The organism is Bacteroides sp. An19, from assembly GCF_002160215.1.
Classification (GTDB): Bacteria; Bacteroidota; Bacteroidia; order Bacteroidales; family Bacteroidaceae; genus Phocaeicola; species Phocaeicola intestinalis.
On the sequence record NZ_NFKD01000089.1, the window covers coordinates 1 to 12,488 of the forward strand.

The 12,488-nt window shown below is 49.9% G+C and carries 11 protein-coding genes and 1 riboswitch; of the genes, 9 read left to right on the forward strand and 2 right to left on the reverse strand.

The genetic code is table 11. The features are described from left to right. Positions 1-708 precede the first annotated feature (708 nt). Both nrdG and B5F25_RS19525 read right to left on the reverse strand, forming a co-directional pair. On the reverse strand, positions 709-1,191 hold the full coding sequence (nrdG, locus tag B5F25_RS19520; protein ID WP_022039569.1) for an anaerobic ribonucleoside-triphosphate reductase activating protein: 483 nt from the start codon (positions 1,189-1,191) through the stop codon (positions 709-711). Positions 1,192-1,195: 4 nt separating this feature from the next. Continuing rightward, positions 1,196-3,583 carry an anaerobic ribonucleoside triphosphate reductase gene (locus B5F25_RS19525; protein WP_087251553.1) on the reverse strand — a complete coding sequence of 796 codons (2,388 nt, stop codon included), beginning with the start codon at positions 3,581-3,583 and terminating at the stop codon, positions 1,196-1,198. 24 nt (positions 3,584-3,607) lie between these two features. Further along, positions 3,608-3,793, reverse strand: a riboswitch (cobalamin riboswitch). Between the two features lie 504 nt (positions 3,794-4,297). Here B5F25_RS19525 and uxuA point away from each other — a divergent pair. The 9 genes from uxuA (at position 4,298) to B5F25_RS19570 (ending at position 12,150) form a co-directional block, all read left to right on the forward strand. Next, complete coding sequence (uxuA, locus tag B5F25_RS19530; RefSeq protein ID WP_204246979.1) at positions 4,298-5,491, forward strand: mannonate dehydratase; 1,194 nt, start codon at positions 4,298-4,300, stop codon at positions 5,489-5,491. 102 nt (positions 5,492-5,593) lie between these two features. Then, entirely contained in the window at positions 5,594-6,073 is a 480-nt protein-coding gene (locus B5F25_RS19535; RefSeq protein WP_087251554.1) for a hypothetical protein, read from the forward strand. Positions 6,074-6,106: 33 nt separating this feature from the next. Beyond that, the gene (gene bioB, locus B5F25_RS19540) at positions 6,107-7,063 is read left to right on the forward strand and encodes a biotin synthase BioB (protein WP_087251555.1); all 957 of its coding nucleotides are present in this window, start codon (positions 6,107-6,109) and stop codon (positions 7,061-7,063) included. Then, entirely contained in the window at positions 7,053-8,336 is a 1,284-nt protein-coding gene (bioA, locus tag B5F25_RS19545) for an adenosylmethionine--8-amino-7-oxononanoate transaminase (RefSeq protein WP_087251556.1), read from the forward strand. The genes bioB and bioA overlap by 11 nt, the downstream gene beginning before the upstream one ends. A 79-nt stretch (positions 8,337-8,415) precedes the next feature. Further along, on the forward strand, positions 8,416-9,588 hold the full coding sequence (locus tag B5F25_RS19550) for an 8-amino-7-oxononanoate synthase (RefSeq protein WP_087251557.1): 1,173 nt from the start codon (positions 8,416-8,418) through the stop codon (positions 9,586-9,588). 139 nt (positions 9,589-9,727) lie between these two features. Further along, the gene (locus B5F25_RS19555; RefSeq protein WP_087251561.1) at positions 9,728-10,393 is read left to right on the forward strand and encodes a pimeloyl-ACP methyl esterase BioG family protein; all 666 of its coding nucleotides are present in this window, start codon (positions 9,728-9,730) and stop codon (positions 10,391-10,393) included. Then, positions 10,378-11,130 carry a malonyl-ACP O-methyltransferase BioC gene (gene bioC, locus B5F25_RS19560; protein WP_087251558.1) on the forward strand — a complete coding sequence of 251 codons (753 nt, stop codon included), beginning with the start codon at positions 10,378-10,380 and terminating at the stop codon, positions 11,128-11,130. Before B5F25_RS19555 ends, bioC begins: the two co-directional genes overlap by 16 nt. An 11-nt stretch (positions 11,131-11,141) precedes the next feature. Further along, on the forward strand, positions 11,142-11,789 hold the full coding sequence (gene bioD / locus B5F25_RS19565) for a dethiobiotin synthase (RefSeq protein WP_087251559.1): 648 nt from the start codon (positions 11,142-11,144) through the stop codon (positions 11,787-11,789). Between the two features lie 34 nt (positions 11,790-11,823). Then, positions 11,824-12,150, forward strand: a complete 327-nt coding sequence (locus B5F25_RS19570) for a helix-turn-helix domain-containing protein (RefSeq protein WP_087207869.1) — start codon at positions 11,824-11,826, stop codon at positions 12,148-12,150. Positions 12,151-12,488: the final 338 nt, after the last annotated feature.

The window sequence follows — 12,488 nt, forward strand, 5'->3', positions numbered from 1 at the left end:
GAATGGTACCCAAAATAGGAACCGCCGTATGCCGAACGGCACGTACGGTGGTGTGAGAGGTCGGTAAACATGAAAATAGGAGATAAACACCTATGATTAGTGTTTACCTCCTACTCGATTTGTCTGGCAGGTGTATGGCGGAAATAGACACAAAAAAAACGATATTCATCTTTTTATGAATACCGCCGACTTCCGAAAGAACCCCCATAATAGGGTTCTTGTTTCATCATCATTCAGTTGTTTGTGTTTCTGTTATCCTTTCTTTCTCTTTTTACCTCAAAGCAATTCATCTAATTCCTATTGAATCTAATTCCTGAAAACTTACCTTATTACTAATACCTAAAAAACAAAAACATCTAATACCTTAAATCTAATACCTTTTTGCTTTGAATTGTTTACCTTAATCTAATACCTTTAGTTTTTGTATATGTCATCTAATACCTATTAGTTAATGCTTATTGGTTTCACAACCACGATGCAAAGGTATAGCTTTTTTGTGTTTCTGCAATAGACAGAAAGGATTTATTATAAAAAATGCAATATTTCTTGATGTAAATCATGTCGTATTTATTCTGATATGCCGTAAATAGCATATTCGTGTACGGAAACGGCAATAGTGTGCGCGATAACGATTGTTTTTTATAGCTGAAATGATAGATTTATCCTTGATGAATGAACATGATGAAAACATAACTTCAATGTTGCTTTTTAGGGTGAAATGTTAAATTTATCTTTCAGCTTTAAGATACGTTGGTTACTGCTGCCGCGGAATTCCAGATAGGGAGAATATAATGCTTGTTCGAATTTCCCGTCTACCAATACGTCGATATAGTCGAGGATTGGTCGGCGGAGAGGGTCGGCAAGTAATGTTTCGTAGGTGTATCCGGTGTAACACCAGATATTTAGTTTGGTATATTCATGGAATTTCCGGATAACCGGCAGAAATTCTTTGGGATTGTAGAAAGGGTCTCCTCCAGAGAATGTGATGCCGTCCAGCAGCGGATTGGCGTTAATCTGGTCAATCATTGTTTTGATTGCCGTTTCTGTCAAAGGAAACCCAGCTGACGGATTCCACGATTCAGGATTGTGGCATCCTTTGCAACGGTGGCTGCATCCGGCAAGGTAGATGGAAAAGCGGATGCCTTCACCGTCGACAATGGTTTCGGGATATGTGTAGAGGTAATGGAGCACTTTTTTAATGATGTTTTACTCGGTCGCGTTCTTCGGCACGTTTGGCAGAATTCCAACTGTTTAAGTCCCCGGTCAGATAACCTGTGATGCGGCGCATGCGGAGGATGTTCTCGCTGTTGCAGATGGGGCATTTGTCGTAGATTACCCCCCGGTATCCGCAGTTATGGCATGTGTCTACCGGATGGTTGATAGAACCGTAGCCGATGCCTTCATCGTGCATCACTTTGACAATCTTGGCAATGGCGCGCACATTCTTTTGCGCTTCGCCGTCCAGTTCCACATACGTGATGTGTCCACCCCGTGTCAAGGCGTGAAACGGTGCCTCGCATTTGATTTTCTCAACGATGCTGATGGGTTCTTTCACGTCTACGTGGAACGAGTTGACGTAATAATCACGGTCTGTCACACCGGGAATAATGCCGTATTTCTTGCGGTCGATACGGGTGAAACGTCCGGAAAGCCCTTCTGCAGGCGTGGCGAGTATCGAGTAGTTCAGTCCATATTTCTGTTTGAATTCGTCTGCTACCCGGTTCATTTCCTCTATTGCCTCGTATAAGGTGTTCCATGCTTTGCGGTTATGCCCGTGCCCTGTGCCGTAAAGTGCGGTCATGGCATTGTGTCCGCCGATAAAGCCGATGCCTAACGTGCCTTGTTTCAATACGTCGCCCACTTCATCGTTCGGATTCAGTTTGCCTCCTCCTTTCCATACATCGTTGCTCATCATGAACGGGAACTGGCGGGCAAGGGCGGTCCGCTGGTATTGGTAGCGGACATACAGTTGTTCTCCGATAAATTCCGACATGCGGTGCACCGATTGCAGGAACAGCTCTTTGGCGTGTTGTTCGATGGCCTCCTGGCTTTGGTTTCCCGGTGTGCGCTCTGCTTCCCGGCGTGCTTCGATGGCAAGGCGGGGCAGGTTCATTGTGGTAAACGAAAGGTTTCCCCGTCCCAGACTGGTCTTTTCGCCGTTCAGGTTTTCGAATACACGGGTGCGGCATCCCATGGTGGCAAGCTCGTAGCGGTATCGCTTCGGGTCGTTCGGATTCCATTTCTCGTTTTGGTTGAACGGGGTGTCTAAGAACATGAAGTTCGGGAAAAGGGCTTTCGCCGTAGTGCGGCATGCTTTCAGAAACAAGTCAAAGTTGGGTGCCTCGAAAGTCATTCCGCCGTTCAGTGCTGCTTCAAAGTCGGTCATTGCTTTCTGATAATCGGCATCCGAGTAGGATACCCCGTCTTTTATCTTGAATATCTGGATGGGGAATACCGGCACTTCGCCTTGCGTGCCCAGTCCTTCAACGGTGGCTTGGAGCAGTTCTTCGATGACCATCCGTCCTTCGGGAGAAGTGTCCGTTCCGTAATTGATGGAACTGAATACCACTTGGTTCCCGCCTCGCGAGTGCATGGTGTTCAGGTTGTGGATAAATCCTTCCATAGCCTGATGCGTGTCTTTCCGCACTTGCTTGTGGGCGGAGTGCAGGATGTGCGCCGATTCTTCTTCGGTGAGGAAGCAGCCTTCGTTTTCCAGCGCTGTAAGGAAAGCCTTTTGGGCTTTTGTGTCCGGTTCTATCGAAGTCAGGTGTTTGCGTACGTGTTCCGTCAGGGCTTTTTCGTCTATCGGCGTACCTTTCATTTCCATATAGAAAGCAATGTCCGTTACAATCGCTTTCTGATAGCTTTTCAATACGCCTTTTGCCATGAAGAAGTCGAATGCCGGAATCGCTTGCCCTCCGTGCTGCTCGTTCTGGTTGGTCTGGAAGATAATGGTAGCCAGTGTAGCATAGCTTTGGATAGACTGGGGCGTGCGGATGCTTCCGTTCTTGGTATGGAATCCCCGTTCGAATAGGTCTTCCAAGTCATATTGGATACACGTGGTGGTTTTGGTGGGATAATAATCCAGGTCATGAATATGGATATCCCCCATGCGGTGCGCTTCGGCATATGGTTTGGGCAGCAGGTATTTATACGTGTAGTCTTTGGTGACTTCCGAGGCAAAGGTCATCATCTGTCCGGCAGGCGTATGGCTCGACATGTTGGCGTTGCTCAGGTTCACGTCGTTCTTGTCTATTGCCACGATGCCGTCCATGATGTGTTTCATCTGTGTTTTGCGCTCGCGTTCGGTATTGCGCCACTGGCGGTAGATGATGTATTTCTTCGCTACTTCGGGCTGCACTTTCATCAGTTCGTTTTCTACGAGGTCTTGGATTTCCTCTACATTTAATGTTGGATGTTCGAAATGTGAAATAACCCGCTGGGTGATTTCATCAATCAATGCTTCTTGGCATTCCAAGCCTGTAGCCTGGAATGCTTTCCCGATGGCATTCGAGATTTTGGATGCCGAAAAGTCTTCCCGCTTTCCGTCCCGTTTGATAATGCAAATGTCTGCAGTATTCATACGTCTGTGTTTTTAAGTGAAACATAAATTCTGTTTTTCCGTGGCAGGTCTTCTGACTGATTCCTCTCTGCAGACGCCTTCCCACCTGTTCGAGGCAGTGGCTGCATTTGCATGTCCCGAGTTTTGGAAATCACAGCAGCGGGTACTGTTGCCGATGTGCGCGGCATTCCCTATTGAAACTTTTTTGTTACCATAAGAAAAACATTTGCAAAGGTAGTGATTTGGCACATTTCTCAAAATGTACTTTTGCTGAGGTTGTCTAAATTGAATAACTTCTGAAAATAAAAATGCCGATTTAGTGGTTTGTATCGCTGTTTATTGGAAAACTTAATTTATAATGAATGTTTCTTGTTTGACATTCTGATTTTTTTTGTTAAGCCACATTCCCGGTATTGGCCCGGCTCGTCAGTGAAGGTTTTCTTTTAGCCAGTATGATTGCAGAACGAAGATAGGTTTCAATAGCAGTTCATGTATCTGCAATTGCCAATGTATATATATTCTCGCGGCACAAGGGAGGTCAAATTATATTGGTAAAGCTCATTTAATCCTGTATGAAACAGACAATGCCTGTATGCATAAACAGAAGCACAGGCTGATACTTTTTAAATATTACTTCAGAAATTTGTCAATTTGGAATATTCTTGATAACTTTCGCCGTCTTTTTTCAAAGAACTGATAAAACTTACGAACTTAAAAACTCAAGAACTCGTATATATGATGGAAAAAACTTGGAGATGGTTTGGGAAGAAAGATAAGATTACACTTCCCATGTTGCGCCAAATCGGCGTAGAAGGTATTGTGACAGCACTTCATGAAGTGCCCAACGGTGATATATGGACCGAGGAGGCTATTAATGACTTGAAGTCGTACATCGAATCGTACGGGTTGAGATGGTCGGTAGTGGAAAGCTTGCCGGTGTGCGAGGCTATCAAATATGCCGGTCCGGAACGCGACCAGCTGATTGAAAACTATAAGGTGAGCCTTGCCAATCTGGGCAAATGCGGCGTGAAGACGGTATGTTATAATTTTATGCCGGTCATCGACTGGGTGCGTACCGACTTGCAGCATCCGTGGGCAGACGGTTCCAGTTCGTTGTATTTCGACCGCGTACGTTTCGCTTATTTCGATACGATGATTCTGAAACGCAAAGGTGCCGAGGCGGACTATACGGAAGAAGAACTGCGCAAGGTGGCTGAACTGGACAAAGTGATTACCGAAGCCGAGAAAGACGAACTGATTGATTCGATTATCGTGAAGACACAGGGATTCGTAAACGGAAATATCAAGGAAGGCGACAAGAATCCGGTGGCTATTTTCCGCAACCTGTTGGCATTGTATGACGGAATCGACCGTGCTGCGTTGCGTGAAAACATGCGTTATTTCCTGGCTGCCATTATGCCGGTATGCGAAGAATACGGCGTGAATATGTGTGTGCATCCCGATGACCCTCCTTTCCAGATTCTGGGCTTGCCGCGTATTGTGACCAATGAAGAGGATATTGCTTGGTTCTTGAATGCTGTAGACAATCCGCACAATGGCTTGACTTTCTGTGCCGGTTCGCTCAGCGCAGGCGAGCATAACGATACGCGTGAATTGGCGAAGAAGTTTGCTTCGCGTACGCATTTTGTACATCTGCGCAGTACGGCGGCTATGCCGGGCGGCAATTTTATCGAAAGTTCGCACTTGGAAGGTCGTGGTCATGTAATCGACTTGATTCGTATTTTCGAACAAATAAAGCCGGGGCTTCCGATGCGTGTAGATCATGGGCGCACGATGTTGGGCGATGAAGACAAAGGCTACAATGCCGGTTATTCGTTCCACGGCCGTATGTTGGCTTTGGCACAGGTAGAAGGCATGATGGCTGTAGTGGAAGACGAGATGAAACGGAATATTAAAGTGGAATATTGATTATTTTTGAAACGCAGATTTTCGCAGATTAACGCAGGTTCATTTTAAATTATTATATTTGCGAAAATCTGCGTTAATCTGCGTTTCAATTAAAATAACGGCATGAAGAAGGTTTGTTCACATAAGGCAGGCAGTATCCGGTTCCGTCGGTGGAGCCGGAAGGGGTATGCCGTGTTCGTGAGTCTGCGCATTGTTGTGACAATCGGGCATGTATGCCGGAGCATTGCCGATGCTGCATTGAGCAAGAACAAATCTTTTTCTGAGAACCGGGAACAGAGAACGTCCGTTGACGAGAGAATGGCGGAAGATGCTGTAGATGACGGGGGCGGAGGAATCTTAGTGTCCGCATCTCAGGTTGTGAATGCCGTATTGTTTCTGGTCTTGATGCAGAGAGTGGTATCGGTTTCGGGTAAATCTGTTGTTTGTCCGGAGCGTTATATACCTTTATATAATATAGGAAGCGGAATGGGAAAGGCTCGCAAGCGGGTTTCTCTCATTCCGCTTTTAATGTTTTTTGAAACGCAGATTAGCGCAGATTTTCGCAGATATAATTATTTTTTTATTTGCGAAAATCTGCGCTAATCTGCGTTTCAACCTAAAGACTTATAAGCTCAAATGATAGAAAGAATTGAGAAAGCTGTTTACGAAGGGAAGCCGCTTCAGCCCGATGAGGTGCTGAGGGTTGCCGAAGAAACCCCGTTGGACGTGTTGTGTGAGGCGGCACATCGGATTACGGTGAGGTGTGCTTCACGGAAGTTTGATATGTGTTCCATTATCAATGCGAAATCGGGACGGTGTCCGGAGAATTGTAAATGGTGTGCCCAGTCTGCGTATTATGATACGGGCGTGCAGGTGTATGGTCTGGTGTCGGAAGAAGAATGCCTTCGTCATGCCCGGCTGAATGAAGTGCAAGGCGTGAACCGTTTCTCGCTGGTGACCAGCGGCAAGCGTCCTTCGGATAAGGAGATAAAGGTTTTGTGCGAGCGTTTCGCTTATTTGCGTATGCATAGTGGGATACATTTATGCGCTTCGTTGGGGCTTGCCGATGAGGCTCAGTTGCGTGCCTTACATGAGGCGGGCGTTACCCGTTATCATTGCAACCTGGAGACGGCGCCTTCTTATTTCGGGAATCTCTGCACCACCCATACGCAGGCAGAGAAAATAGAGACCATCCGGGCGGCGCGCCGCATAGGGATGGAAGTGTGCAGCGGAGGCATCATCGGGATGGGCGAGACGATGCGTCATCGGGTGGAATTGGCTTTTACGTTGCACGGATTGGATATACAGTCTATTCCACTTAACCTGTTGCAGCCGATAAAAGGGACGCCGTTGGAAAAAGTCGCTCCTTTATCGAAGGAAGAGGTATTGCGCACGGTGGCAATGTTCCGGCTGGTAAATCCCGAAGCTTATCTGCGCTTTGCCGGAGGGCGTTTAAGGTTAAGCGAGGCATGCGTGCGCCGTGCATTGTATGCCGGAATCAATTCGGCGATTGTGGGCGATTTGCTTACCACGCTGGGTTCGAAGGTACAAGAAGATGTAGAACGGATAAAAAATGCTGGTTATGAATGTTGATAAACTTGTTGATAAGTTCGACCGCGACCATTTGTGGCATCCTTACACATCGGCGGTCGACCCGTTGCCTACGTACAAGGTAAAACGGGCGGAAGGATGCGTGATAACATTGGCGGACGATACCCCGCTGATAGACGGCATGTCTTCGTGGTGGTGCGCCGTGCACGGATACAACCGCCCCGAACTGAATGAAGCTGTCGAAAGGCAATTGAAAGATATGGCACACGTAATGTTCGGCGGACTGACTCATGAGCCAGCCATTGCCTTAGGTAAGAAGCTGTTGCAGATAGTCCCGCCCTCGATGCGGCACATCTTTTATGCCGACAGCGGTTCGGTGGCTGTAGAGGTTGCGCTGAAAATGGCGGTGCAATACCAATATGCGATGGGACATCCCGGAAAGAGTAATTTTGTGACCATCCGTTCGGGATATCATGGAGATACGTGGAACGCCATGTCGGTGTGCGACCCGGTGACGGGAATGCACAGCCTGTTTGGTCCGGCATTGCCGGTACGCTGGTTCGCGCCGGCTCCCGAAAGCCGTTTCGGAGGCGAGTGGGACGAAAGCGATATCCTTCCGTTGCGGGAGATTATGGAAAAGCATCACGAAGAACTGGCAGGACTGATACTGGAACCCATCGTACAGGGTGCGGGTGGCATGCGTTTTTATCATCCGCAATACCTGCGCGAGGCGGCGGAGCTGTGCCGTGAATACGGTGTCCTGTTGCTTTTCGACGAGATAGCCACCGGTTTCGGGCGTACCGGAAAACTGTTCGCCTGGGAACATGCCGGCGTAGAGCCGGACATTATGTGCATCGGAAAGGCGCTGACCGGAGGGTATATGACATTCTCGGCGGTGCTTGCCAATGCAAGAGTGGCGGAAGGCATTTCATCGTGCGAGCCTCGTGTGTTTATGCACGGTCCTACGTTTATGGGCAATCCGTTGGCTTGCTCGGTGGCGTGCGCTTCGATTGACCTGTTGTTGTCGTATGGATGGCAGGAGAAAGTGGAGCGCATCGAGGCGCAACTGCGCAGGGAGCTGGAGCCTGCCCGTATGCTTCCGCAAGTGGCGGATGTGCGGGTCTTGGGAGCCATCGGAGTGATTGAGACGAAGCGGGAGGTAGACATGGCATGGATGCAACGCCGCTTTGTGGAGGAAGGCATCTGGGTTCGTCCTTTCGGTAAATTGGTTTATATAATGCCGCCGTTTGTCATCCGTCCCGATGAACTGACGAAGCTCACTTCGGGGCTGGTGAAGATAGTGGGCGAGATATAATTCACCACAGATTACACAGATTAATAAAAATTTTTTATTTAATTAATCTGTGTAATCTGTGGTGAAAAAACAAAGCAATATGCAAGAAGAACAGACTTTACACGCATTGGCGCGGGAAGGCAACCTGCGCACCTTGCCCGAAGCGGAACACGACGGGGTATGGATTGGGCAAGACGGACGGCGGATGCTGAACGTTGCGTCGAACGATTATTTGGGGCTGGCTTCCGACAGAGACTTGCAGAAGGAGTTTCTCCGCAGTGTGCCGGAGAGAGACCGCCTGCTTTCGGCTTCCTCTTCCCGTCTGCTGACGGGCAATTTTGCGGTGCACCGCGAATTGGAAGCATTGCTTGCCGGACGGTTCGGGCGTGAAAGTGCCTTGACGTTCAGCAGCGGTTATCACCTGAACATGGGCATCCTGCCCGCTGTGGCGGATGGGCATACGCTGATACTTGCCGACAAGCTGGTGCACGCCAGCCTGATAGACGGCATCCGCTTGTCGGCGGCGCGGTGCATCCGCTACCGCCATCAGGATTACAGGCAGTTGCAGAGCCTGGTGGAGAAACATCATGCCGCTTTCGATAGGCTTATCATCGTGACCGAAAGCGTGTTCAGCATGGATGGCGATGTGGCTCCGCTTGCCGCACTGGCGGAACTGAAGAAGGCTTATCCGAATGTGATGCTTTATGTCGATGAGGCACATGCCGTCGGCGTGCGGGGAAAACGGGGGCTGGGCATAGCCGAAGAGCAGGGCTGTCTGGCGGACATTGATTTCTTGTGCGGCACGTTCGGCAAGGCGCTGGCTTCGGTTGGGGCATACGTAGTGTGCAGCCGTTTGATGCACGATTATTTGGTCAACCGGATGCGGACGCTTATCTTTACCACGGCGCTTCCGCCGCTCAACGTGGCGTGGGCCAAATTCGTTTTTTCGCGGCTGGACGGGTGGGAAGACCGCCGCGTCCGGCTGGCTTCGATGGCGGAGAAGGTGTGCGGAGCAGTCCGCCGGGCGGGTTATCCTTGTCCTTCGGAGAGCCACATTGTTCCGTTGGTGGTGGGTGAGAGCGAAAAGACTGTCCTCAAGGCGGCGGAGATGCAGCGGAACGGGTTTTATGTCCTCCCCGTCCGTCCGCCCACGGTTCCCGAAGGCACCTCGCGCCTGCGCCTGTCGCTCACGGCGGCATTGCCCGAAGCAGAGGTGGAACGGCTGGTAGAAGCCATTGAAGCCTCTTCAATTCCCTCCGAAGGGGGGACTTAGATTTCGGGGCTTTATGTCACGCGACCTCGGCAGATATGAAAACAGCTTTTGGCAGCATTTCCAAGGCTTCGGTTGATATGAAAACAGCTTTTGGCAGCATTTCCAAGGGCTCGGCTGATAAAATAAAATGATTTTAGATATGGAACAACGATTTATAAAGAAAGAAAACAATCCCCGGCTGCTGCTTTTCTTTGCAGGGTGGGGAAGTGACGAACACCTGTTCAGCCGTCCGGTGGAAGACGGGTACGATTATCTGTTGTGTTTCGATTACCGCACGCTGGATTTCGACTATTCGCTGCTGGACGATTATCGCGAAATCCGCCTGCTGGCTTGGTCGATGGGCGTGTGGGTTGCCGGACAAGTCTTGACAGGCAAGGATTATCCGTGGCAGATGAGGCTTGCCGTAGGCGGTACGCCCTTCCCGATAGATGACCGGAAGGGAATCCCCGAAGCTATCTTCCGCGCTACGCTGGAGAATTTTTCGGATGCGGCGTTGGTACGTTTCCGCCGGCGCATTTGCGGGACGGCGGAGCAGGTGAAAGAATTTCTGTCGCACGCGCCTTACCGTCCGGTACCGGAACTGCACGAAGAGCTGCAGGCGTTAGAGCAGTACGTGCGCCGTCCGTCCGCTCCTTTCGTATGGGACAAGGCAATCATCGGGACGGACGATAAAATCTTTCCTCCTGCCAACCAGCGTGAGGCGTGGAGGGGGACTGCGGTCATTGAAAAAGACGTGGCGCATTACGGCGGCGCATTGTTCGACCGCCTGCTTTCGGGAGAGGAGGCTGTATGGACAAGGCACTGATCCGTCATCGTTTTGCCAAGGCTTCGGGCAGTTATCCGCGTCAGGCATTTGTGCAACGCGACATTGCCTTGCGTATGGCAGACCTGATAGGGCGGTATGTGTCGCCGGAATCGCATCGCCGGGTGCTCGAAATCGGATGCGGAACCGGATTGTTCACCCGTGCCTATTTGCACCGCTGGTGTCCGGAGCGGCTGGTGCTGAACGACCTTTGTCCTGAGGTGGAGCCTTATTTCGCCGACTTGCTGGGCGGGCAGGTAAGTTTTGTGGCAAAGGATGCCGAGGCGCTTGATTTCCCTTCCGGCCAGGATTTGATTGTGTCGTGCTCGGCGTTGCAGTGGTTCGATGCGCCCGAACGTTTCTTGTTGGGATGCCGCAAGCTGTTGTCCGGTCGTGGTTATCTTGCCTTCAGCACCTTCGGTCCCCGCAATGCCGAAGAAATCCGTGTGCTGACGGATGCCGGGCTTCCTTACCGTCCGCTGGACGAACTGAGGGAAGTGCTTTCGGGAGCATATCGTGTGGTCCATGCTTCAGAAGCATGTGTGCAGCTTTCTTTCCCGACTCCGCTGGACGTGCTGAGGCATCTGAAAGATACGGGTGTGACAGGCATCCGCCCCTGCCATTGGACACGGGAGAAGTTGGCGGACTTCAGTATGCGTTATGCCGGACGTTATGCCGCTCCCGACGGGACGGTTCCGCTGACGTATCATCCTATTTATATAGTATGTAAAATGAACTAAAAGAACGAAAGATGAAAGACAATGTGTATTTTGTAAGTGGTATTGACACCAATATCGGCAAGAGTTATGCCACGGGTTATCTGGCGCGGAAGTGGAACGAAGCAGGCATCCGCACCATTACGCAAAAGCTTGTACAGACGGGTAATGAAGACGTATCGGAAGACATCGCGCTGCACCGCCGGCTGATGGGCACGGGCTGGCTCCCCGAAGATGACGAGCGGCTGACGATGCCCGAGATATTCAGTTATCCCTGTTCGCCGCACTTGGCGGCGGAGATAGACCGCCGCCCGATTGATTTCGATAAGATAGAGCGGGCTACGCAAGCGCTGAGCGGACGCTATGACGCCGTGTTACTGGAGGGAGCGGGAGGGCTGATGGTGCCCTTGACCCGCGATTTGCTGACCATTGATTACATTGCCCGGCATCATTATCCGTTGGTGTTTGTTACCTCGGGCAGGCTGGGGAGCATCAACCATTTGTTGCTGAGCCTGGAGGCGGCAGACCGGCGGGGTATCCGTCTGCATACGCTGGTTTATAACCTTTTCCCCGAAGAAGATGATGCACTGATTCGCCAAGACACGGAGGAGTATATCCGGCATTTGCTGAAGGAGAAATATCCGGAGGCGCGTCTGGAAGTGGTGCCGTATATTCCGGAGTGAGTAAAGGGAAAGAGACCGTGCATTATACGACCGTGTGAGTTATGAAATCATGAGCCGCCGGCTGTATCTGTGTCCGGGATTTAACAAGAAGGAATTGTTGAAAGAGATTCATGTCCCAGCCAATAAGTTTGCGGTTTTGTTTAAGGTGTTTGCCGGTTGCAGCTTTTCCCAGTACATACAAAATTGCCGCCTTGATTATGCTGTCCGCTTAATGCGTGAGCAACCCCAGTGGACGTTGGACGCAATTGCCAAAGAAGCTCAAATGTCTAAAGGGGCTTTTAATATCCAGTTCCATAAGCGGTATGGCATGAAGCCTTCTGAATTTAGAAGCAGAGAACTTTCGTTGGACGAGGAAAAATAAGAAACTGTTTTGAATTGATTTATACTTCACGCGGTATGAAATTGTACATTTTAATGGAACACAGAAAACACGGAAAGACACAGGAATGACGCACTATCCACCCGACCTGATTGAAAAACAGTGGTAAGTTATACCAAAGATTTTAGAACCGCAAGCGAGGAACCGGAAACATCCGTTTAAAGAGGTGACGGATACCTTGTACATTACAAACATAGGAACTTAGAAGCTGTTTTGAATTTCTCCAAAAAGTTTTTCTTGGCTTGATGTATCCGTTTTCGTGTGTGCTTTGGGCGATTTTTTGGTCCTTTCCGCTCCTGTTCTTCGTCAGATAGCCCGCT